Raw genomic sequence first — 23,985 nt, forward strand, 5'->3', positions numbered from 1 at the left:
ATGAACAAAAATTATGAATGATTTCTACCGTCTAGGTAAATCTACCAAGGCTTTCTTGCAAGGTTTTCTAAATACTCCAAGCTTGTTGAACGTAGAGCATTTATCTAACTCGTTATCCGACTCGCTGGTATATTTTGAGCAAGAACCAGTACTCGATATTAATGATATTCAAGGTAATGTTTTAGCTGGATTTAGTAAGAATTTTCAATCGCTTATTTTTTTGAAAATCCTTGAACCACAAAATGCTAAATCTTGGATCAAATCAATAGAGTTTTCAATAGCTACTCTTGAAGAAGTTTTGATTTTTAAAAAACTTTATCAAAAAATTCGTGAGCGTAGAGGTCCACATACTGGAACAGTTCAGTCTACATGGATCAATATTGCTTTCTCGTATAGTGGATTGAGAAAGTTAGTTAAAGGTGTTGAGCAATTTTCAGACTCTGCCTTTCGTGAAGGTATGCATACTCGTTCAGCGATTTTAGGAGATCCAACTGAGGGCAACTCGGATGGTAATTGTAATAACTGGTTAATTGGTAGTCCCACTTCTATACCAGACATTGTTGTTATAATTGCTAGCGATGAAAAAACCAAGTTGGCTGATAAAGTAGCTGAGGTTGAGGCAGGCTTAAATAGTAGCTTGAGAATTATGTTTAAGCAGCAGGGAGAAGCGCCTCCTCCTCCCTTAACGGGATATGAACCTTTTGGCTTCCGTGATGGCATCTCTCAACCTGGAATACGGGGACGCCTTTCAAAAAATCCCGAGGATTTTCTTACTTTGCGCGAAAACCCTGATAACCAAAACCAGGGTAAGCCTGGGCAGAACCTCCTTTGGCCTGGCGAGTTTGTTTTCGGCTATCCAAAGCAAGACCCAATTGATCCATTGAAACCTGGACAGATAGCAGACGCTGGTCCATCTTGGGCTAAGAACGGTTCGTTCCTAGTTTTCCGTAGACTTCGTCAGGATATAGAAGGTTTTCGCAGCTTCACACACTCGGTTGTGGCAGAGTTATCCAAAAAGATCCCTACATCTTCTGGTATCAAATCTGAAGAAATTGCTGCAAAGCTTATGGGTCGGTGGCAAAGCGGTGCACCAATTCTTCTTTCGCCTAAAACGGACAATGCTGCTATTGCAGAAGATGAGAGCATCAACAACAACTTTGGATTTAAACAAGATGTCTTGGGATTAATTTGTCCTCATGCTGCTCACATTCGTAAAGCCTACCCTCGTGACGATTTAGATACTCAAGGAGCCGAAGCTGCTATACAGACTCATCGCTTATTGCGCCGAGGTATCCCCTTCGGTGAACCATATCCTGCTTCAGGTGAACGAGGTTTATTATTTCTGGCATACCAAACATCTTTTGAACGGCAGTTTGAATTCATCACGCGTTCCTGGATGAACAATCCTAATTTCAGGGATAGCAACGATGGTTATGATCCTATTGTTGGCCAAAACAACAACGCTGGGGAGAATCGCGCTCGAACCTTTGTCCTTCCAGTTCAGAAAAGCGATGGTACTATTGAGAAAATCTCAATTGACTTACCAAATGATTGGGTTATACCAACAGGAGGCGGCTACTTTTTTGCCCCTTCAATTAGCGCATTGAAATATTTGGCTAGTAATTAGTATGGATACAAAGAGTATAAATCTGTCCCTACTTATTGCTGCTCCAATATCTCATGTTTGGGATTGTTTAACCCAATCGAAGAATATTCATCAATGGTGGAGTAGCAAAGTAAAACTGGAGCCTTATCTTCAAGGAGGGTTGGAGGAGCTTTGGGAAAACGAGCAAGGTCAAACAGTTGTAACTAGAGGAAAGGTTTTAGCAATTCAACCTCCTCAAGAACTCATCCTTAGCTGGGCTGATGAAGACTGGAGTGCAGAAACCCAAGTGACATTCTTATTGGTTTCCAGTGATAATAATACCCTGCTAACACTAGCGCATAAAGGTTTGGAACACTTTCCAAATCAACTTGGTGATACTTTACTAGCTCACCATCAGAAGGGTTGGACAGAATTACTTCAAAACCTCAAGGTTTTAGCTGAAACGAATAATCATAGACTCCAAACAGAGCAAAATTGAGTTTATACAGAATTATATCAATACAAAAGTTCTAATCAAATTCCTTAAGGAAGCTTACTTATGAACTCTAATGTGTATGAATATCATCATATCGTAAGTTTTGAAGAGACTAATCTGGTTGGAAACGTTTACTACGTAAATTATGTGAGCTGGCAAGGGCGTTGCCGAGAAATGTTCTTGCGCGATCGCACACCTGATGTGTTGACCGAACTGTCGCAAGACCTTGCTCTCGCAACAGTTCGGGTGTCATGCGAATACTTCGCAGAGCTTTTTGCCTTTGATGAAGTCATCATCCGTATGAGTTTAGGGGCGCTAAAGCAAAACCGAATAACAATGATCTTTGAATACTGGTGTCTTGCTCGTAACCCCAAAGAACCGATCGCCCGAGGTGAACAAGAAGTAGCTTGTATGCGCCGAGAAGGAGACAAACTCGTTCCAACGCCTATTCCAAAATCATTACGAGATTCATTACAACCTTATGCTTTGGCATAAGTGCCAAATAAATTAACAAACAGGAGCATAACCATGAGCCAGATCAAGACTGCCATCAGCAACACTCAGTTAATCCAACGTCCAAAGCTAATGGCTCAGTCCGTGTTCCACAAGCTCAATGGACAATGGCACAAACCAGCCATGCAAGTGTTCACGGTCATCATCGTGGCTCATCTGCTAGAACACGTCTTTCAGGCCTATCAGGTTTATGCTCTGGGTTGGTCTCGTAAAGATGCATTAGGTGCCTTGGGATTAATATACCCCTGGTTAGTCCGCTCAGAATGGTTGCATTACGGGCATGCACTCTTCATGCTACTAGGTCTAGCTGCTCTACGCCCCGCCATAGTCGGACGCGCCCGTATTTGGTGGGACATTACATTTGCGATCGCGTTTTATCACCACTTCGAGCATGCCCTGCTGCTGGGACAAGCGTTAACCCACGAAAACCTGTTTGGCTCTCCCGTTCCCACCAGCATCGGTCAACTGTGGATTCCTCGCCTCGAACTCCATCTCTTCTACAATGCGATCATACTCATACCAATGCTGATTGCCTTGTATTACCATCGTTTCCCAGGTGACTCTGTACCCGAATAATTACCCAAAGCCTAGTTGAATGCCTAATGAACGGTAGCTCCTCCAAAAACTTTCCTCTTCCTCAACCGCTCTGTTGTGCATACTGGCTTACTCCTACATGGTAATAATAAGATTCCTGAATGTCTTTCTTATTGTTGGATTTGAAGTTATTCGATTAGTTCTGGCTCTCTGTTTCCACATACTTTTTTGGAAACGTCTAACTTTACGTTCGTATTTTGCTAAGGAGCTTCCGCTCATTTGTGAACGACTGGGTGGTGCTTTTCCAAAAGTGGGACAAATCCTCGCTACCAGGGCAGATCTATTACCTCTCGACATTTGCGAGGCATTGAGCTGTTTGCAGGATCAAGTGAAAGCTCTTAGTCCAAGCACAACCAAACGAATTTTAGACAAAGACACACTCTCTCAAAACATCCAAGACGTTGATTTCGTTCCGGTAGCAAGCGCCACCATCGCCCAGGTACATCGTGGCAGTCGTTGCGATGATAGCCGCCAAATCGCGCTAAAAGTCCTACGACCAAATGTACAGAGGACATTAGAGAGTGATTGCCAAATTATTCAGTTCTTCGGACAATTTATCGCGAGACTACCCGCGATGCAGAGTATTCCTGTGAAGGAGGCATTGAAGGAAGCCAGTGATATCCTGATCGGTCAGACTGATTTTGCGCGTGAAGCGTCAAATTTGAAACGACTCCATGCCCTCTTTTCCAATAGTAATGACGTTCTCGTGCCGATGCTTCACGAAGACCTCTGCACGCCAGAAATTCTTGTGATGGAATTCATTCCTGGTCTGCGAAAGCTCAGCGACCCTGCGTTGCCAGAACACATCGCAAGGCAAGCTCTTACCGTTGGAGTGCGATCGCTCTACAGCATGATCTTCAAGGAAGGATTCATCCACTGCGACATGCATCCCGGCAATGTCCTAGTGGCTCCCGATGGTCGATTGGTCATTCTGGATGCAGGATTCATGTGCCAGCTCGATGACTCTACCCGTCGCAGTTTCGCTAAATTCTTTCTGTCCATCGCTTTCCGTGATGGCAGCAGCGCGGCCTGCATCGTGCGTGAAACTGCTCAATGCCTCCCTTCAAACCTCAATGTCAGAGCCTTCGATGATGACATCACCTGTTTGATCAAACGGGTGGGGGGACTGCGAGCTAGGGATTTTCAGGTGGCGGGTTTTGTCGGAGAGCTATTTGCGATCCAGCACAAGCATGGTATCTACGGTACCAATCAATTCACGCTGACAATCCTCTCCCTGCTGGTCTTTGAAGGTGTAGCCAAGCAGCGGTTCCCCGATCTCAACTTCCAGCAGGAAGCTGTGCCGTTTGTGATGGCTGCATTGGCAAGGTAAGCTAGTCCAGTGTTATTCGAGCGATGGAACGGATGGAGCTTACCTTGTAAAACACAGAAGTAAATGGCTTTTTATCAGTTTAAGTAACACTGATTTTTTACCATGAAATATCTACAGGGCTAGTTTCGAGCGTGGAAAAGTAAACAAAAAAAGCAAATCGGGGTGGGTAAGGTATACCTCGCCAACTGAATGGCACAAAGAGTACACTGCCTTATAACGTCTAGACAGATAAAGATGAAGGAAAGCCACTCATTCACGGTATGCTGGCACTCAAGCTAAATGTGCCACGCAACCAACCAGATGAGCCGAGCGATCGCACTATTCAATCAAGCGGGTGGGGTCGGGAAAACGACAATTACTCAGAACCTAGGCTACCAACTCTCTACACGGGGTCACAAGGTTCTTCTCATCGACCTCGACCCCCAAGCTTCGCTAACGACTTTCATGGGGATTGACCCTGATAGTTTGGATAAGACCCTGTTCGACACCCTGGTCAACGAGGAGCCACTGTTCATCCTGCCCTCCCTTCACGGCATGGCTCTTGCTCCCACCAATATCACACTCAGCGCCGCCGAAATCCAACTAGTCAATCTGGATTTTCGCGAGGTTCGCCTCTCTGAAGCTCTCGACAGAGTCCGAAATGACTACGACTTTATCTTAATTGACTGCCCACCGAGTTTAGGACTCTTGAGCTACAGCGCTTTGGTTGGGGCTACTCATGTTCTCGTTCCGATCGAGACACACTACAAAGCCTTCCAGGGAACCAACTTACTCTTGCAAACGGTGGCTAAAGTTAGAAAGAGAGGCAATCCAAAATTACAAATAGCAGGCTTCGTTCCCTCTCGCTATGCCGCCAGTAACTCTCAAGACAAACGTACCCTCAAGGCAATTCAAGCACAGTTGGCAACTGTAGGAACGGTCTACGAACCGATTCCGCGACTGACGGCATTTGTAGATGCCTCCGAAGAACAAGTCCCCTTGGCAGTCTATGACCCTAAGCATCCTGTCCTCAAAATCTTAGACCAGTTAGCCCAACAGATGGAGCAACTCAATGCCTCGTAAGAGCGATCGCCCCTACAAAGGCAAAGCCAATCTCGATGTTTTATTTGGAGAGGAGGAGTCTAAAACTGCTCCTCAAACAGTTCCTATCGACTCAATTACTCTCCCAGCCTCTCAACCCCGCCGCTACTTTGACCCGGCGAAAATGGAGCAGCTCATTGCGTCGGTTAAGGCTCATGGCGTTTTGGAAAACTTACTGATAAGACCCCTTCCGGACAAGGACTCAAGCTACGAATTAATTGCCGGAGAACGGCGGTATCGGGCAGCTTTATCGGCTGGGCTTAAAGAAGTCCCCGTCACCATCCGCTCTCTGAGTGATGAACAAGCGCTCCAGATTAGCCTCGTGGAGAACTTGCTCCGAGAAGACCTCAACCCGGTTGAAGAGACAGAAGGTATCCTGCAACTGCTAGCACTCCGCCTCAATGTGGCTAGGGAGGAAGTCACTTCTCTGCTACACCGGATGCGTGACGAACAACGAGAAAAAGTTCCCCATAACGTTATGGGGAATGAGCAAGGGCAAACAATTCAAGCTGTCTTTGAGGAGTTGGGGTCAATTACTTGGGAATCCTTTGTGTCTAATCGCCTTCCCTTGCTGAACCTACCCGACGACATTTTGGAAGCGCTCCAAACGGGAAAAATTGCCTACACCAAAGCAACGGCGCTCGCACGAGTCAAAGACGACGAGGCGCGACAATCCTTGCTAGAGGAAGCCATTGAGCAAGACCTGTCCCTTAGCCAAATCAGGGAACGCCTCAAAACCCTTCAACCAAAAACTGAGATTTCTTCCCCCTCATCTCAATTTGATGCCACGACCCGTCGCCTGAGAGCCGCGAAGCTATGGGAGAATCCCAAGAAGTGGAAGCGGGTTCAGACACTGTTGCAAAAACTGGAAGCCCTAATTGAAGAAGAGTAATTATAAATTGGGGATTGAGAACATTCGTCTTCTCCCCCAATTTCACAATAATCCAGTATAGCCAAATTCCCCAGTCCCGTGCGCGATTGGCTGTATGATGCCCCTAGGGAGGGTGGGGAATGAACCAAGTCGCGACACAAACGGCCGTTACCGCTACGGAGCAGCTACTTAACCTTTGGCTGCACGGCAAAAGCTTAAGCACTACTGAATATTACCGTCTCTATGCTAGGCGCTTTATTGACTTTGTGGGCAAGCCTCTACATCTAGTTACCCTCGCGGAAGTCCAGGGTTTTGCGGCTTCACTAGAAGAGCAGGGTAAGGCTAAAAGTACTCAGCGCACCATTATGGCGGCTGTCCGCTCCCTGATTTCGTTTGGCAATAAAAGTGAGGTATTGCCTCGAAATGTTGGGGCACTGGTTGAACTTCCTGAAGCCCCGGATACCCTCAACGAACGGCTATTAACGGAATTAGAAGTTCAAACGATGATTGCCCTGGAGAGTCATCCCAGAAATCGGGCAATCTTGAGGCTATTGTATCTAGGTGGGTTACGCGCTAGTGAACTGTGCCAGTTGACGTGGAAGAATTTACAGCTTCGGGGCAATAGCGGGCAAGTCACCGTCTTGGGCAAAGGCTTGAAGACTCGCAGTATCTTGCTTCCTGCCTCGTTATGGGTCGAACTCATGCAGATGCGGGGAGACGCAGGCGATAAGGAACCCGTGTTCCGCTCTCGTAAGGGTAGCCACTCCGGTCACTTGACGCGGGAACGGGTGCATCAGATTGTGAAAGCCGCAGCCAAACGAGCTGGAATCAAGGGCAAGGTTTCACCTCACTGGCTGCGCCATGCCCATGCGACTCATGCCTTGGAACGGGGAGCAAAAATTCATCTCGTTGCTGAAACCTTGGGGCATTCCAGCGTCGCTATTACCAGCCGCTACCTCCATGCGCGTCCGGAAGATAGTTCGAGTTTGTACTTACCGGGATAGTCAATCTTCCCATTACTGTCACAGAAGATTACTTTCCATAATTTATCACCCAACGCGATCACATCGGCTAGTCTGACCCTCATCCCTTTTCAATCGCTAGTGCCGTCGCCAGAAAAGGTGGGTCAATGTAGCGATAGGTTGCTAAACGTACATTAATACCTACAAGGAAAACGAATTTTCTTAGGTAATTGGTAATTGTTGTCGGGATAGTGCGGTTAGGCGACATCCTTGCTCCTTCCCTGAAGAAGCAAGGATGTCGCCGTTTGTACACTAGACAACTTGTGAACCGTTGCCTCCTTACCGCGCATATTATGTAGTTTCAGCCATTCGGCTTACTAAAGCTCAGTGAATATACTATGTGCAAGGTAGTGATTCTTTAGTTAGGTTGATAGGGCTATCTGAAATTATTTAGTGTTTGGATATCACATTTACTGTTTCTTCATCAGGTTTTCACAGGTTCTTCATAAGTATTGAGAAAGGGGAGCTTTCCTTTGGGAACACTTGAATAAAGGGAGCAAACTACTCAAATTTCCAAAATGGATTCTAATAAACTTTTTGAATGTTATGCAGGAGGAAAAAGAAATCTTTCTGAAGCATACCTTAGCTCTACCAATTTGGAGCAGGCAACTTTTAAAAGGAGCCAACTGTACATTGATAAACGAATGCCACTGCCAGATTGGGGAACCTTTTTCATTGAGATAGGCTGTCACGTTGCAGAATGGGAGACTGGATCAAATCGGTTAGTAATAGCTCTTGCTGTTCCTACGAGAACTTGTGCCGCGGCTCTTGCTGCTTTTGGCGTTGTGCTAGCGAGAGCTAATAGTTCTCCTAATCAAGTTGAAATTTATGAATATTTTGACAAACTCTGTAGTTTGAAAAAGGGAACTCCAATTATTTATAGAGAAGGTAAGAAGATACGTAAAGGTATTTACTGTGGTTTTTCTAATGAAAATGGTCAATGCCTTATTACTGTGCGTTTACCTACAAAAAATGGTGACATGATTTGTAAAGTCCCTCCGGGAGAAGCACAGAAAGTTGAACCAGCAACTAGTCAAGATAAGAGAATCACTCTGCGAACGACAGGACGTTGTAAGTTCTCTGGCAAAGCATTTATTGATGCCTGTATTGGTCGGATAGAATCGTTTGATTTTTATAAGAAGTCTCGTTTAGAGTGTGTGATTCTTGGAAGATCAAACATTCTTAAACAAGAAATCAAAGAAATACCTTTTGGCTGTTGTTCATCTCAAAGAGTTTACACAGAAGGCAGATTACAAGATGTTTTGCGAGTACGGGAATGGTTGAGTGACGGTCAAGCTTATCGATCAGAAGTTTTATCGGTGGATGGTTCTAAACCGCCCCGAACTCAGCACGGCTCAATTCCCTCTGTAACTATATTCGATGGGGCAAGTGGCTTCCTAAAATGGCGCGATTACTGGCGTAACTCTCACTGGATTGTTGTCTTGGATAACACAGAACTCCACTTTATGGAGGCTGTCTACGAAATTAACGAGGGTTATCGTCGTTCAAACCGCCTTAGTAAAGTAGAGATACAAAACATACTATCTATTCCATCTGGAGTTGAACTTGTTATTTATCAGGAAGAGCGTCAATGACCCACATTGGCTTGTCAAATGTTAGTAAGCTTCTCATATCAGATGTCAGTAAGATTTATGAGTGTTGCAGTCATGTCAAAATACAATACCATCGGGTCGATAATTCCCAATTTCGTAGTTTTTGCCTTTCCCTGAAAAAATTTGAGCGATTGCTAGGCGAAGCGGCGGAGGATAATTACTGGAGAACATTCCTGTATTCCCTGCGACGCTATCAGTTCTGCCTATGTGCAGCACCAGTGCCGTTCAACCATCCAACAGTCTGTAAACCAGAAATTCTGGAATCTATACAAAAGCACTTGTCCATAAGCAAATCAATTTATCCCAATTTCGCAGATGGGGCAGATGATATTTTCACTCAGTTCATCAGTCTGTCCAAATCAGATGATAATCCACTACTACATTCTCTAGCAGAACTATGCTCAACATCTGGAGAAGTAGCTTTACTCTTAAAAGAATCGCACCTAATTTATGCAGTGGAAGATGTACTAGCTGCAATAACTAGTTTACGCGGCATTGAACTGGTAGTGCCATCCCAACTACGAAGTAGCACTTGCTACAAAAAATTAGTAGTTATTGGTCCAACCCGTTGGTTTCCAGAATACGTTTTTAGTGCGCCCCGCGCACCTGATATTCAAATAGTTCACTACAACTGGATCAGGGATAATTGGAAAACCGAACCAGTTTTCATTGGCTCTATCAAGGTAGCAGAATCAGCAATTTTTCCGATTCTTAATCCAGAAAAAGCTAACGACACAATTGGTAATGAAGTAGTAATTAACCATCTCGAACCAGAGGAAATTCTACTGCCATCAATCAATTGGAATCAAATTACTAAGGGCTTTGTTCACTCATCTCTCGTCAGTCTCGATATAGAAGATGAAGATACAGAGGCGCGGTTGTTTTTGTTGGAAGGGGGAGAAGCTGTTTTTCTGGATGCAGATGCGAAAGCAATGGTAATCGACATGGAAGAGGATGAGTCTGTCAAAAGAATTCCTGTAGTTGACATTGAGCCGGGTATGTTTGTTCTTTTACGTACAAGTAGCGGTGGCGATTATATTATTCCCTTGGCAGACCGAATATTGGGAGAAAATGCACAACGTACTAGAGAATTGCAAAATGAATGGAAAACTCTTCTGAGACAGAAGGTAAAGTCAATTGGTTTACTAGCTGTTAGCAAAAATCTTGTCAAACTCGACTCTCTTCGGGCTAATGAGGTAAATGTTCGCCGCTGGATGTTAAATAGCAGCATAAAACCGCGTAGTGACAAAGATTTTGAGGCTATTTTGCGTTTTGTTGGTGTGGGAAACAGACTACACCAATTCTACGAAGCTGCAAATCTGCTCGATAGTGCCCACAGAATGGCGGGTAAGTACATCCGCAAGTTACTCCTTAAACAAGTTGGTCAATGTGACCTTCCACAACTACAGCGATTGGGCAGAATGGATTTTGAGCTTGACGAAGCAGATGGCGGTAGCATGACTGCTTTGCGAGTAGTGGATATGGACTCAGAACTCAGGATGATTCCCGCATCAAAAATTGCACAACTTTTTGAAATCGAGCATGAGATTAATAATGCCTAATCATATAGTTAATAGAGACAAAGTTATACAGTTCCTGCGAGAAGAACTTGTGGGACCATCACCCCAAGGAGAACCTAAAGATTGTTCTGGGGAAGTGAATTTTCAATCTGACCAAGAATTTTATTGTCCTTGGCGGCAAGAAAACGGTGAAGAGATTCTTCAGCGAGACCCTCCCCTAGTCCGTTATGGTGTGGGAGTCCTTTATCCACTGGGAATAAAACGTGAAGACGAAGACTCTCGTGCCGACCAGGTAAACCCGGAGAATAAAACTGAAGAAATAGATGAATCTGAGGCAGCGATTACAGAAGAGGCGAATCAAAGCCTTGAAAACATTAAAAAAGGCATAGCAGATAGTATTGAAACCGAGTCAGATGATTTTGACTTATCAACGGCTAATACCTATCTACCTAGTAGCATGGGTATAAGTTTTTTAGGAGAATTTTCTCAAGATTCGGTGCTGCTGATTAAAGCATGGGGCGGGTATTATCGACACAAAATTGTTAAAGTTTCTGGAAGTGAAAGAACTTGGTGGTTGCGGAAACCAGTAGAATTTACAGTTGAGTTCGATGGTGATAAACTTTGTCAGCCAAAAGAAACGATACTTTCTAAAACGGCGAAAATAAACGGGCTTAATTTGAGTGTAGAAGTATTCTCTCGACCCAATCGAGATAAACGAGAGGGAGTTCGTCTAATTACAATTTGTTTAGTTAATCGTAGCAGTGGCGATAGTGATTATGGTCGTCATGAAAAAAATTTATTCCAGGCGGGGTTTGAAGCCACTATTGTTTCACAAAAGGGACAAGCAAATATCCTACCCTATCCAGGTCAACGTTTCTCTTGCAGTGAAGAGCAAGAGGAAGAGCAATATAAGGAAGAGCAATCTCTCGCACTGCTTTACCGCCATATGAAAACCTATGGGGCAGGGCATGGTTGTGCAGCAAATTGGGATGAAGAAGCCAGTAATGACCGAGTTAAAACTGTAAGAGCAGAGTGTCTGCCTACTTTTGAGACTCCTAGCATTACGCCTGACATAAAGCGTGAGGATAATAGCAGCCTAGAAGTCCCTATGGCTACTTTAGCAGGGTTAGTAGAGGGTGATGATGGCTTGGCTGCTTTGCAGGAAGTGGTTGAACGTTATGAAAACTGGATCGAGGTGAAAAGAAATGAAATTACCACGTTTGAGGAACAATACCAGGATACAGCCCAGCATCATATGGATGAATGTGAAAAAGCTGCTCAGAGGATGAGAGATGGGCTAAATTACTTACAACACGATCCAAGAGCCAAGAGAGCATTTCAATTAGCCAACTATGCCATCTTGCTGCAACAGCTCAGCAGTCATAGTCATGATGGGCTGCGTAGGGCAAACTACGATAAAAAAGCAATAGATTTTAATTTTTCTGAACCTTATCAAGCGCCTAACCTCCTGCAAGCTGGAGAAAATCGCGGCAAATGGCGTGCGTTTCAGATTGCCTTCCTACTCATGTCTCTTCAGTCTACTGCTCAGGAGAAAGAGCGTGAGACGGTTGAACTGATTTGGTTTCCCACGGGTGGCGGTAAAACCGAGGCATATTTGGGCTTGTCTGCGTTTGCTCTCTTCATGAGACGGTTGGAAAACCGAGAAGATGCTGGAGTTCATGTGCTGATGCGCTACACGCTCCGATTATTGACAGCACAACAGTTTCAGCGAGCTTCAGCACTATTGTGTGCGATGGAGTACCTCCGCCGCCAACATTCTGAACTTGGTAGAGAACCTTTTTCAATCGGAATTTGGCTGGGAGGTACAACAACTCCCAATTTTAGAAAAGACGCAATTTATAGCTTGAATCAACTGCAAAGGAGTTCATCAGCAGAAAATCCTTTTATTATTGGCAAATGCCCTTGGTGCAACGCTCAGATGGGGCGTTATGACGGACAACTACCAAGGGGAGTCCCAAAGGTTTTAGGCTATCAGCAAAGTGCTGGCACTGTAGTTTTCAAATGTCCCGATCAGGCTTGTGAATTTAAAAATGGACTTCCCATTTATGTCATTGATGAAGACATTTACGAATACCGTCCTTCGTTAGTCATTGGTACGGTAGATAAGTTTGCCCAGTTAGCCTGGAAGCCGGAAGCAAGGGCATTATTTGGAATTAACTCTGATGGACAACGGCAAAGTTCTCCTCCAGGACTAATTATTCAAGATGAGTTGCACTTGATATCGGGTCCTCTGGGGTCAGTTGTGGGGCTATATGAAACGGTGATTGAAGAGCTTTGCACTGACAGGCGTGGTGAGCAAGCAATTAAGCCGAAAATAGTCTGTTCTACGGCAACAATACGCCGTTATGCCGAGCAAGTTAAAGCTCTCTATGGACGTGAGGATGTGGTGCTGTTTCCACCACCAGGATTAGATGCGTCGGATTCATTTTTCTCACGCTATGCGAGGAATGAGGATGGCACGTTACAACGAGGTCGAATTTATGCGGGTGTTCATGGACCTGGTTTGAGTTCTTTACTCACTGCTCAAGTGCGAACATCAGCAGCTCTTTTGCAAGCTCCAGTTCCTCTGACTAGCGAGGAACAAGACCCTTGGTGGACTTTACTAATGTTCTTCAATAATCTCAGGGAATTGGGTTTTACGCTTTCCCTGTTGCAGTCAGATATTCCTGGCTATTTTAAGGTGCTCCAAAACCGACTTGGTTGGGACAGACAACAAACACGTCGCATCTGGCAACCGTTGGAACTGACTGGGCGTATCCGAAGCGATCAAGTTCCTGAAGCGATCGCCAAGTTAGAGGTCAAATGTGATAACAAAAACAATCAAAAGCCGATTGATGTTTGTCTGGCTTCTAACATTATTGAAGTTGGGGTTGATATAGACCGCCTATCGCTTATGGCTGTAGTTGGTCAACCCAAAACCACGTCTCAGTATATTCAGGTGACAGGTCGTGTGGGGCGCAGGTGGTGGGAACGTCCTGGTTTAGTCGTAACGTTGTATAGTCCCACTAGACCCCGCGATCGCTCCCATTTTGAAAAATTCCGCAGCTATCACGAACGGCTTTATGCCCAAGTTGAACCCACCAGCGTTACCCCATTTTCTCCCCCAGTCTTAGACCGTGCCTTACACGCAATTATGGGGGCTTATGTCAGACAAACCGGAGATGGACAGATAGCAAAAAGCCCCGATCCGTATCCAGACATTCTCATTAAGCAGTTGCGGGAAATCTTGATACCTCGCATAGAAGTTATTGATCCAGATGAGGTAGAAAATTTCCAACGGGTTTTTGACAAACGAGCCTCAGAATGGCAACGCTGGCAAAGGACGCGCTGGAAAGGAACTAGCCAAACAGTCGATGACATACCACTGCTAAGAGTTGCAGGTGATTACGCTAGTCCAGAATGGCAGCGCCTATCTTGGGCTACGCCGACATCTATGAGAAACGTAGATGCAGAGTGTCAAGCAGAAATTACTCAACTTTACTTACTTGAAGGAGGTGAAGAAGATGCCTAAAGGTCCTATTAGACGCGCCCAGTTAATTGCACCTTACGGAGTGGGTGCAATGATAGTTGTTAGGGATGGAACATCTTTGATTACGGCTGGTTTAGATCACTGGTATAAGCGTGAAGATGGTCGGGATGATGTCGATCAATCAGAATTTCGAGTTGAGGAATGGCGGCTGGCACAGCAGTTAGGAGTCGATCACTTTCGACTTCCCCCGGACTTCAGAACAGTCCATAAAGGAGCATCAGTTCCTAATGCCCTTCTTACTGTCCCGTTTTTACGCTTTCCTCAATGGCATTACTGTCAATCCTGTGGACACCTCAAGGAGTTGAAACTGCCTCAGCGTAGTAAGGAGAAATGCCCAAAATGCGAAGAGCAGAAAAGAAATAGGTACTTAGTCCAGGTTCCGATTATTGCGATGTGCGATCACGGTCATATTCAAGACTTCCCCTGGCGCGAGTGGGTACATCGCTCTGATAATCCCACTTGCCAGAAACCAATGCGTTTGGTAGGAACAGGAAGTGCAACTTTGGGAGGTTTAAGCGTTCAGTGTGAGTGCAAGGAGAAACGCTCGCTATCTAGGATTACAGAGACTGATCAAGATAATGGAAATGACACTACATTTCTCAGTAAACATCTTAATAAAAATTCCGCTCAGGACTATTCTGAGTCTCCTCAGTTTCTCTGTCAAGGAAAACGACCTTGGTTGGGAACTGAAGAAAGTGAATCTTGTTCTCGACCCTTGAGAGGTTCTCTACGCAGTGCTTCTAATGTGTATTATTCTCAGGTACGGAGTGCTATTTACCTGCAAAGGGGCAATGATACTGAACTCATTTCTACTCTGGAAGAACCTCCTATTTCAACACTTATCGCAACCCTATTAAAAGCTAACATTGATATAATAACGCCCGCATTCCTGCGAGAACAATATCCACAACTTTTGCAACCTTTCTCGAATAAGGATATCCAAGCTGCCCTAAAAACAATCCTTTCAGGAGAAGATAACGAATTAGACGAAGTTTTTGTTGAGGGTGATGACCCAGAAACCCATTTCCGCCGTCCCGAATTTAACGTGCTACGGACTGAGCGTGATGAGAAGCAGCTTAAAAGTCGAAAGATTGATTTGGATAATTACGATCTAGATATAGCCCGATACTTCTCCCGAATCATGCTAGTCAATAAGCTTAGGGAAACTAGAGCTTTAGCCGGATTCACCCGTATTTTCCCCGAAAATGATCTGACTTTAAATTTACATTCCTTGCGAGAGCTTCTGAGGCGCAATTCATTACCACCCCAGAATTCATGGTTGCCTGCTTATGTAGTTTATGGTGAAGGCATCTTTTTGGAGTTAAACGAGAGGCGGCTCCAGCAGTGGTTAGACCAAAATGAGGATGCGGTTCAAGAGCGAATCAAGCCTCTGGTACAGCGTTACCAGCAAGTACAGGAGCAACGGCATTTACGCGATCGCCCTCTTACACCGCGATTCATCCTTTTGCACACCTTTGCTCACTTACTGATGAATCGTCTTACCTTCGAGTGTGGGTACAGCTCAGCTGCCCTGCGGGAAAGGCTATATGTATCCGATAATCCCGATGCTCCAATGGCTGGGGTGCTGATTTATACCGCTGCTGGGGATTCCGAGGGAACAATGGGAGGACTTGTGCGGATGGGCAAACCTAATAATTTTGAGCCGATGGTGCGTGCGGCGCTTGAGGTTGCTAGCTGGTGTTCCGCTGACCCAGTGTGTATGGAAATTGGTGTTAGGGGGGGACAGGGACCAGATTCATGTAACTTGGCGGCTTGCCACAATTGCGGTTTGGTACCTGAAACATCCTGTGAGGAATTTAACCGCTTTTTGGATCGAGGGTTTGTTGTGGGTGATATCAACAACCGTAGCCTTGGTTTTTTTACCTATGATGATGTCTCCACTTGAAGCAAGCCTTTACAATAGTGGTGCTCTGGATCATAGATGCACTGGTTGGGGAAACTAATTGAATAGCAAACTACGAAAGTTGATTTAATGCTTGCTAAGTAGGTGGGTGAAATTAAACACACATTGGGAAAGGGTGGAATTCAGGAGCTAGGATATTTTGACTACTTCTGACCTCTGACTCCCTTCCTAACCTGCATTTATTTATAGCAAACCTGAAGACTATATTAATATTTTCCAGGAAAGGAGCAAGTTTCGTCAGAATAATCAGCTTTCTCTATCCTCGAACCCAGCAAGATATTCTTGAATCTCAGGTTCAAACTCCTTACCAACCTCTTCAAAAACATCCAAGAGTGCTGTGTAAGTTCCTGCATCACCAACACCGTCCCAGAACTCCTCACCTATTAAGATGCATGAATCATGATGCATATCAAAAATTTTGAAAGGTTGTTTCCAGCCATATGCTTGACGAGTCAAGTAAGGGTTATAGGGTAAGGCAAAGTACGCCTGGTTCGCCGCGTCTATCGCTTTCAACTTCAACATATCCGACTTTGCCTTCTCGGTTTGATCCAAATTTGGCTTAACGGTCTTTAATGAATAAAAGTGTTTAGTACCATCTAACTTCCAAACAAATAGGTCGGAAATAACGGTCAGTGGAAGTTGTTGCCCCATCCCCGTAGTAGCAGCTATCCTCAGTAGTTCTGCGTCCCAGTTTGGTCGTCCTTTGTTTCCCCTAAGCTCGCTGAGGATACGCTCAATTTCATTGAGTTGCCCCGTCCAAATTAATCCAGCTTCCCGATTCCCTTGAGTAGCTTGATGCCCTACACCTTTTGCAACGATGACAGCAACTTGCTCGAAGACTCCCTGACCAATTGACGTGACGAACGAGCGTTCAAACTTCGATGCCCTCCAAATCGCATCAGGTACTAACCGTGCGTGGAACGGGCTAGTACGCCTAAATTCTTCGGGGTCATAAGGTTCCTCCACGGCACGGCGGTCTAAAGTCCTTCGTAAGCTTGAAGAGAGGACTACTTTCACTGAATTTGCTGTCCCTGCGTCCATCTGAAACACCGTTATCGCCCCAGTGCCTAGCCTAGCAGCGAGACATAAGATTAAACATCAGTAGAATCTCGGTCGCGGAGTAATATACGAACGGGAACAACGATTATCAAGTGGCATAGAGTCAATGCAAAGAAGGGGTGTTACGAATGGCACAATCTGAAATGCCAAGTGGGGCATCCAACACTCTCTGTCTCTGAAGATGACTTCTCTATATTTGTTAGCAAGACCATCACTGCTAATCCTAAAGCCTTGTACATAGAGAGTAGCGTTTGGGAAGATAAAGAGGCAATCAAGCAGTTGTCTTTGCCGTTCGATTTCATGTAAATACGAGAGCCAGTGGTAGTCCAGATCAAGTTGAAAAAAGTGGGAACAGTGTAAGTTGCTCGAACTCTTTCCTTTCGTGTAAATTCCTCCCCGCAATTAGATCTTGAATGTGTTCACCAATGGCTTTTGCAAGCAGCATAGGCACGGCATTACCGATTTGCCTATATTTAGAAGTGGTCGAGCCGCAGAATATCCAGTCATCGGGAAACGTTTGAATCCGCGCACATTCCTGGACACTTAGAGGACGAAGTTCTTCTGGATGGCACATATCCGTAGCCTTCTGATGTGGAGAGGTGGTTACAGTGGGTGAAGGCTTGTCCCATGATAACCGCCTGTAGAATCCTACTTTGCCGCCTCCAGAATTATAAGCTCCACCCATCGCTTCTTTCTTGAGTTCGTCGGGTAGATACCTCCAGTTTTGCCCTGCTGAGAGGAGTCGTAGGTATTTGAGACGGTTCTCCGAGTAAGGGACAAACTCCGGTTCAGGGTCTGTTAGAGATGCGATCGCATCTCTAAGCGTTAACCACTGTTGCCGTCCTTGAGAAGGCTTCTGGTTGTGAGTTGGTCGGGGTAAATTCACCAGCAGACCATCCCTTGAGCCAATGAAGATCACCCGCTGTCGGTTCTGAGGGACACCGTAATCGGCAGCTTCTAGGAGACCATAAACAACCTTATAGCCTAGGCTATCCAGCTCTGAAAGTACCACTTTCAGGGCTGCACCAGGCATCTCATCGGGTTCCAAAGGTGGATAACCAGCCCCGCGTTGGGAATGGGGTCGATGACGGAGCGGAGCCGAGAGTAACCCCTTGACATTCTCCATAATAAAGAAGCGCGGTTGGATGCCTTGGACAAGCCTGACAAAATCCATGAACAGACTGCCACGCGGATCGCCAACGGACTGACGCTTCCCGGCGGTGCTAAACGGTTGGCAGGGGGGACCACCAGCAACTAAATCTACTTCCCCTGGTTGCAAGGATCTACCGATGCCCAAGGCACCTCCCCCCTCCTCAAAAAGCCTCTCGGCAGTAGCCTGCTGCACATCTCTAGGAACAGCGCTCTCTTTAAGTTGTGGGCGGTTAAGAGCTATGGTTTTTGTGCAGTCCGCGTCATATTCCACCACGCTAACCGTGCGGAATCCTGCTTGCTCTAATCCCAGGTCTAGCCCGAAGGCTCCAGAAAACAGGCTAATCGATATTAGTTGACCGTCTATCACTTCTCCTCGTAGGTTTTGAAACTTTTCATTCTATGCTCTAACCGTTACCTTGGTCTTAGGCATCGGAACCATCCTCCTCTAACTCAAGAATTGGGTCTTCTTGATCTGCTCTAGCCAGTTGCTCAAAAAATTCAGAGCGAGAAATACCAATTTCTGCTGCCCGCTTGTCTACATAGGCAACAATTGACGGACTTAGGCTAAGGCTGTATCTCTGCTTTTGCTCACCGTGGAGAGTGCGATCACTTTTCTTTAGTTTTCTTTTCGCCATCTCCCCTTTTAAGCTCTCAGTTAATTATATAACTTAGTTGTTAACTAAGTTATATACATAAGTTATATAACATTAGTCCGCAGGAGCGTCCAAAAAAATGACCATTTAGTGGGAGGCTGATTAACTAATTAACTAACTTCGACAAAAAATCCACTTACCCTTTCAATCTGGTAGGAAATTATTAGAGTCAACAGTTGTTGAAGTCAAGGAATATCCAAGAACTTTTCATCCTGAACAAATTTAGAGGCGAAATGGCAAGGATGCGAACTTTAAACGTTTGGAAACCAAAGCCGCAAGTTTATAACGTTAAGGGCTTTAAGTATTCACACGGCCTTGAATACTTTAATAGAACAGTTGCACTAATCACAGGCTCAGAGAATAATGAGTAAACATAGCATCCACAATCATCAGGTGAGCTACATGTACCTAACCCCAGAAAACACTCTCACTTCTGTCCATTCTCACCACCAGATAAGCCAATACCTGGTTAATCAGCCAGAGGAGTCTGGGAGGCTCACCGCCAGAGTTTCCACATTTGAAATTGTTGAGGTGAGCGCCATGTTCTAGAACCAACGACTAGAACCCAAAAAACCCCCACCGCAAAATAGTAGGGGCTTTTGGGAAATTAATTCAGTCAGGGATAGAGGAATCTAACTCGATTAGTTTGGCGACTTGACAGTTAGATAGCCTATAGATCTGTGTGTCTATTGTAGGGCTATTCTGTAGTTTCTAGCAACTCCTACAGTAGGGCTATAAAAGACAGATCTTGACCTAAGGCATTGCTCTCTCTATCTCTCTCCACATCTGGGATTGAGGGCTTGCCGTGTCCAACAGACAATAAGGACGTTTTTGCCAAACAGAATTTCCTTCACCTGACACATAGCTCTCTCTCCCTCCAAACCCTGGACGGAGAGACCTTGTATAATCACAAATTTTTAGAATCCTAGTCGTAGCACTCCTAACTACCACGACTAGTCAATACATGGCTCTCTGTGTCCATCTACTCAAATGAGGGACAGAGAAAATGAATTCCGATAACTTCGATAACACCATCCCGACCGACTCACTCACACGATCTAGCTCTACGACTTCAACATCAGCCTTCACCAACGTTGTGCAGGAATGTACCTCTGAGCCGTCGTTCAATAACGTGGGTGCTGGCTTGCCTGCCACGTCTACAACTCAACCACCAGACCGACTCAGGGAAAACAGCAGCGAACTGATTGTTCGGTTTCAAGAGAGAACCCGACACGAATGGACGCAAGAAAGCGGAGTCAGCTTGGGACTTTTTCACAGCACTGTTGAACTTGTCGCTGACACTGAGTCCGAGGCGGGTGGGGAAGTTCGCTACCCCATTCATGAGGCTCTCAACTGGCACGTCGTTCGCTTCGGTCGTCAGGCCAGAGCCACTGAGTACGCTGCCATCATCTATACCCTTGACCCGGAGGATGACTGGGCAAAAGTTCCCTTCCAGGTTAAGCTGGCACATCCTCGTTTCGACTCCCACAAGGGTAAAGTCCGAAAGTACGAAAACCCTGTGGGTACGGGTCGGGTGCTAGGGGGCTTTGTTCCCGTGACTGACGAAATTTGGCAGCAAGTGTCACAACGTTACGAAGTACCGCTCACGGACGAAGACAGGCAGTGGGGTTTTTGGAACTGGGTCATCAATCACCCAGAAATTCCCATCTTTATTACAGAGGGGATGAAGAAAGCCGGCTGTCTCCTGAGCTTGGGGTATGTGGCACTTGCCCTTTCTGGCATCACAATGGGAGCATTCAATCCCGACGGTCAGGGTAAGCAACTGCGCCCCTTCCTCGCTCCCTTTGCCACTTCGGGGAGAACAATCTATATTGTCTTTGATGCTGAAACCAAACCCAAGACAATCCAGGCTGTACGCCGGGAATCGAAAAAACTCGGCGGCTTGTTGGCTCAGGCTGGCTGTTTAGTGTGGCTGGTCAAACTGCCACAGCTACCGGGAGTAGACAAGACCGGAGTTGATGATTTCATCGTTGCCTGTGGCGAGGGAGGTGCCGCTGCCGTTGAATCCCTGTTGAAGCAAGCCGTCTCCTTGAACCGTTACTGTCGTCAGGAGCGCCTAACTCTAGAGCCAGCGCTCTGCCTCAACGAACGCTTCCTACCTGATTTCCCATTACCGACGCAAGGGGGCTTAATCGGCATCAAAGCTCGCAAGGGAGGGGGCAAAACGGAGTGGCTCTCCCGGCTGCTTCAGCAATATCCAGGAGCGAAAGTCCTCAACCTTGGTCACTTGGTTAGCTTACTACGCTCGCTGTCTTTGCGGCTGGGCACAAAGATGTATTCAGAGTGTAAGAGCCAACTAGAACGAGTTCAGCGACTCTCCTGCACCCTTGATAGCTTGTGGAAAATCGCCACTGAGGGCAATCGCTACGATTTTGTGATTCTCGATGAAGTGGAACAAATCTTGAAGTGCCTCTGCACAAAGGAGGGCAGGAACTTTAAGGAAAACCATCACCTGCTCCTACAGGTGTTCAGCTACTTCATCCGCACGGCCCGGTATGTCATTGCCCTTGATGCTAATCTCAGCAATATTACCTTGAACTATCTGTCCAAGCTACGTGAGGGGGAAAAGCCCTTTCTTGTGGAGAACCGCTACCAGGGGCAAGGGAGGAAGATTTACTGGTATGAGGGTTCAAATCACACCGCCTTGAACGACACGATGGTGAGGATGTTACTGAATGGACAGAACTTTATCGTCTCAAGTGACTCCCTCAATTTCTGTAAAACGCTAGAGCAAGACCTAAGAAAAGCCTTTCCGGAACTACCCATCTTGACCATTCACGGAGAGAACTCTGGGGAAGTGCTTCAGCAAGCTTTCCTCAAGGACCCAAATGAAGAGTCAAAGAAGTATCGTGTCGTCTGTTATTCCCCGAGCCTAGTTTCTGGGGTGGACATTTGTGACTTCCACTTCCATGCCCGCTTTGGGTTGTACTTTGGCGGAACTCAGGAAGCAACTGAATGCGCCCAGAGTTTCTCTCGCTACCGTCCATCGGAGGAGGTGGAAAACCATATCTGGGTCAATCCCCGCTTGAGGGGGGGCTACAAGCCAACTAATCCTACTCAAATCCGCCTTTCTCTCCTCCAGAACAACCAGGCAACAGCCAAGCTGTTGATTCACATCAACCCGGAGACGGGGGCACGGGGAGTTGAGGATGACAATTACCTGGAATTGTGGAGTGAGCTTTTAGCACGGCATCATTTCTCACTTAACAACCTCCGGGTTGACTTGGCGCTGTTGCTGGAGGATGAAGGGCACACCCTGATTCGGATGGAAGGGTACAATAACCAACAGACCCAGAAGCGTTGGCAGGAATCAAGAGAGCAAGTCCTACTGATGAATGCACAGGCGATTGCCCAAGCCCAGGACATCTCAGAGGTAGAGGCGGAAGCTTTGGAATTTCGGGCAGACCGACTCAATTTGGAGGAGCGCCAACAACTGGAGCACTACTATATCAAAGACTTCTATGGGCGCTCACCCGATGTCGAGCTAGTGTGCCAGGACAATAAGGGGAGATGGCGAAGTCAACTCATCCAACTGGAGCTAGCACTGGCCCCCGCAGAGGTGGTCTTGGATCGAGACGCTCGTGAACGAGAACGATTTAAGGTCTGCACCGATTGGAAAAACTACTCGCTTCGACGCCTGGTTCGCCAGCGGATTGGTTTACTGGAGATTGTGCAGGGACTGCTAGAGAACCCGCAGCGAGAGTTTCACCCCGATGACCCCGAACTTGTGGCTCTATCGCAGTGCTGTCAGACTTATGCTGGCGTGATTAAGTCGGTCCTTAACGTGACTTTTAAACCGGATGCTTCGCCGATTTGGATTCTGGGGGTTTTACTGGAGCAGCTCGGTCTCAAGCTCAAGTTACTCTATCGTCGGGGTCGTCGCGGACATCAGGTGCGGGTTTACGGTCTAGACCTGGAGGTGTGGGACTTTGCCATGTCCGTCCTGAACTATCGACAACACAAGCGAGAACAAGCGCCTCAAAATCAGAGTTTCAATCCTCTCACTTCTCAAACAGCAGTGGTAGTCATCCCCCCCTTAAATATGAAGACTGGATCTTTAAAGGAGGGGGAGACTACACAACAGATTTCCTTGTTTGAGAGCGGCTCAATCGGAAAAAGTTATTTGTCGTCAGAGCAAAATACAGACACTTAACTACCTATTGGGGAGATTTCCTGAGGCTAGACAATTCACTCACGGAGAAAACCTCCACACTTCTCTACTAGCGCCGCCCACCCTCAATCTGGGCGATATTGCTGTAGGTGTACTCTCCCTTCGCTTGCTGTTGTCGATACAGTCCACGACTAGCGAGTTCATCTCGATATAGGAAATCCGAGCGAAAAGCGCTGCTCCAGCGAAGCCTTCTCCTCCACTGAGAGCGCGACAAGAGCCAGTGGAATCAACCCACGCACAATCGGTGTGGACTAACTCCAGGCTAGACCGTTCAAGAGCAAGAGAGCCAAAGCCCTGCCTCGGTCATTCGCGACTGAAAAGCAAAGATTTACCCAATTAAATGTGCCAAATTCTACAGATTTAGATGAAGACAATGACTAAACCACGTCCCATAGGACCGCGAGAATTGCGGTTAATCGAACAGTTTGCCAACTGCCAAGTTGAAATGACACCTAAAGACTTCTATGCCAAATGGGCAGTGACTTATGCTCAGATGGCACAATTATGCCACTGTGACATCGCTACAGTCAGTCGATGGTTCACAAGAGGACGCAACGAACGAGCCTCTAGACCTCACCACCGTTGGTACTTGGCGTTGGCGGATATCATGTTGGAGTGCTACGAAGATATCCCAACAACACTTTTGAATCGCCTTTGTCTGGGTCAATAGACCTCACTGAGAAATAGCAAACGGGAGTAGGGAGAGCCGGAGAAGCACCCTCACAAAATTTTGAAGTGGTTGCCTAACAAGCTCCCCGGAAAATCGCTCATTTCTGTTGAGGAGGTTGTGGCAAGACACCTTGCAGTTGTTCAACACTCCAATCAGCTAAT

General features: G+C 46.2%; 19 protein-coding genes and 1 pseudogene. 15 read left to right on the forward strand and 5 right to left on the reverse strand.

Annotated features, from left to right (window positions below):
- Nucleotides 1-13: 13 nt before the first annotated feature.
- The 8 genes from AC5JL3_RS18420 (at nt 14) to AC5JL3_RS18455 (ending at nt 7,473) form a co-directional block, all read left to right on the forward strand.
- Nucleotides 14-1,627 (forward strand): Dyp-type peroxidase, encoded by a 1,614-nt coding sequence (locus tag AC5JL3_RS18420; protein ID WP_496075864.1) that lies wholly within the window; start codon nt 14-16, stop codon nt 1,625-1,627.
- A gap of 1 nt (nt 1,628) precedes the next feature.
- On the forward strand, nt 1,629-2,084 hold the full coding sequence (locus AC5JL3_RS18425) for an SRPBCC family protein (protein WP_496075865.1): 456 nt from the start codon (nt 1,629-1,631) through the stop codon (nt 2,082-2,084).
- 60 nt (nt 2,085-2,144) lie between these two features.
- Nucleotides 2,145-2,576, forward strand: a complete 432-nt coding sequence (locus AC5JL3_RS18430; RefSeq protein ID WP_496075866.1) for an acyl-CoA thioesterase — start codon at nt 2,145-2,147, stop codon at nt 2,574-2,576.
- A 33-nt stretch (nt 2,577-2,609) separates the two neighbouring features.
- On the forward strand, nt 2,610-3,170 hold the full coding sequence (locus tag AC5JL3_RS18435; protein ID WP_496075867.1) for a hypothetical protein: 561 nt from the start codon (nt 2,610-2,612) through the stop codon (nt 3,168-3,170).
- Nucleotides 3,171-3,516: 346 nt separating this feature from the next.
- The gene (locus AC5JL3_RS18440) at nt 3,517-4,518 is read left to right on the forward strand and encodes an ABC1 kinase family protein (protein WP_496075868.1); all 1,002 of its coding nucleotides are present in this window, start codon (nt 3,517-3,519) and stop codon (nt 4,516-4,518) included.
- Between the two features lie 279 nt (nt 4,519-4,797).
- Nucleotides 4,798-5,580, forward strand: a complete 783-nt coding sequence (locus AC5JL3_RS18445) for a ParA family protein (protein ID WP_496075869.1) — start codon at nt 4,798-4,800, stop codon at nt 5,578-5,580.
- Nucleotides 5,570-6,490, forward strand: coding sequence for a ParB/RepB/Spo0J family partition protein (locus AC5JL3_RS18450; RefSeq protein WP_496075870.1), 921 nt, complete (start codon nt 5,570-5,572; stop codon nt 6,488-6,490). The genes AC5JL3_RS18445 and AC5JL3_RS18450 overlap by 11 nt, the downstream gene beginning before the upstream one ends.
- Before the next feature lie 119 nt (nt 6,491-6,609).
- Nucleotides 6,610-7,473, forward strand: a complete 864-nt coding sequence (locus AC5JL3_RS18455) for a tyrosine-type recombinase/integrase (protein ID WP_496075871.1) — start codon at nt 6,610-6,612, stop codon at nt 7,471-7,473.
- A 79-nt stretch (nt 7,474-7,552) separates the two neighbouring features.
- Here the strand turns inward: AC5JL3_RS18455 and AC5JL3_RS18460 are convergent, their stop codons facing one another.
- Nucleotides 7,553-7,699 (reverse strand): hypothetical protein, encoded by a 147-nt coding sequence (locus AC5JL3_RS18460; protein ID WP_496075872.1) that lies wholly within the window; start codon nt 7,697-7,699, stop codon nt 7,553-7,555.
- 310 nt (nt 7,700-8,009) lie between these two features.
- On the opposite strand from AC5JL3_RS18460, the gene AC5JL3_RS18465 reads away from it, so the two are divergent.
- From AC5JL3_RS18465 to drmB, 4 genes are read left to right on the forward strand one after another with little or no spacing between them, the layout of a single operon-like run.
- A complete protein-coding gene (locus AC5JL3_RS18465) occupies nt 8,010-9,086 on the forward strand; it encodes a hypothetical protein (protein WP_496075873.1) in 1,077 nt (358 codons plus the stop codon).
- A complete protein-coding gene (locus tag AC5JL3_RS18470; RefSeq protein ID WP_496075874.1) occupies nt 9,083-10,666 on the forward strand; it encodes a DISARM anti-phage system protein DrmE domain-containing protein in 1,584 nt (527 codons plus the stop codon). Before AC5JL3_RS18465 ends, AC5JL3_RS18470 begins: the two co-directional genes overlap by 4 nt.
- Nucleotides 10,659-14,156, forward strand: coding sequence for a helicase-related protein (locus AC5JL3_RS18475; protein ID WP_496075875.1), 3,498 nt, complete (start codon nt 10,659-10,661; stop codon nt 14,154-14,156). The genes AC5JL3_RS18470 and AC5JL3_RS18475 overlap by 8 nt, the downstream gene beginning before the upstream one ends.
- A complete protein-coding gene (drmB, locus tag AC5JL3_RS18480) occupies nt 14,149-16,080 on the forward strand; it encodes a DrmB family protein (RefSeq protein WP_496075876.1) in 1,932 nt (643 codons plus the stop codon). The genes AC5JL3_RS18475 and drmB overlap by 8 nt, the downstream gene beginning before the upstream one ends.
- A gap of 264 nt (nt 16,081-16,344) precedes the next feature.
- Here drmB and AC5JL3_RS18485 read toward each other — a convergent pair whose 3' ends face one another.
- On the reverse strand, nt 16,345-17,115 hold the full coding sequence (locus tag AC5JL3_RS18485; RefSeq protein ID WP_496075877.1) for a TdeIII family type II restriction endonuclease: 771 nt from the start codon (nt 17,113-17,115) through the stop codon (nt 16,345-16,347).
- Between the two features lie 99 nt (nt 17,116-17,214).
- On the opposite strand from AC5JL3_RS18485, the pseudogene AC5JL3_RS18490 reads away from it, so the two are divergent.
- A pseudogene (locus AC5JL3_RS18490) lies at nt 17,215-17,463 on the forward strand (SinI family restriction endonuclease); the annotation flags it as partial.
- A gap of 25 nt (nt 17,464-17,488) precedes the next feature.
- On the opposite strand, the gene AC5JL3_RS18495 reads toward AC5JL3_RS18490, so the two are convergent.
- Nucleotides 17,489-18,676 (reverse strand): DNA cytosine methyltransferase, encoded by a 1,188-nt coding sequence (locus AC5JL3_RS18495; protein ID WP_496075878.1) that lies wholly within the window; start codon nt 18,674-18,676, stop codon nt 17,489-17,491.
- Between the two features lie 55 nt (nt 18,677-18,731).
- Nucleotides 18,732-18,944, reverse strand: a complete 213-nt coding sequence (locus tag AC5JL3_RS18500; RefSeq protein WP_496075879.1) for a hypothetical protein — start codon at nt 18,942-18,944, stop codon at nt 18,732-18,734.
- A 1,024-nt stretch (nt 18,945-19,968) separates the two neighbouring features.
- Between AC5JL3_RS18500 and AC5JL3_RS18505 the strand changes: the two genes are divergently transcribed.
- The gene (locus AC5JL3_RS18505) at nt 19,969-23,136 is read left to right on the forward strand and encodes a plasmid replication protein, CyRepA1 family (RefSeq protein WP_496075880.1); all 3,168 of its coding nucleotides are present in this window, start codon (nt 19,969-19,971) and stop codon (nt 23,134-23,136) included.
- Nucleotides 23,137-23,203: 67 nt separating this feature from the next.
- Here AC5JL3_RS18505 and AC5JL3_RS18510 read toward each other — a convergent pair whose 3' ends face one another.
- Entirely contained in the window at nt 23,204-23,368 is a 165-nt protein-coding gene (locus AC5JL3_RS18510; RefSeq protein WP_496075881.1) for a hypothetical protein, read from the reverse strand.
- Between the two features lie 159 nt (nt 23,369-23,527).
- Here AC5JL3_RS18510 and AC5JL3_RS18515 point away from each other — a divergent pair, with 159 nt between their 5' ends.
- Nucleotides 23,528-23,824 (forward strand): helix-turn-helix domain-containing protein, encoded by a 297-nt coding sequence (locus AC5JL3_RS18515; protein ID WP_496075882.1) that lies wholly within the window; start codon nt 23,528-23,530, stop codon nt 23,822-23,824.
- The last annotated feature ends 161 nt before the right edge of the window (nt 23,825-23,985 follow it).

The sequence above is a fragment of the Symplocastrum torsivum genome (genome assembly GCF_059505465.1).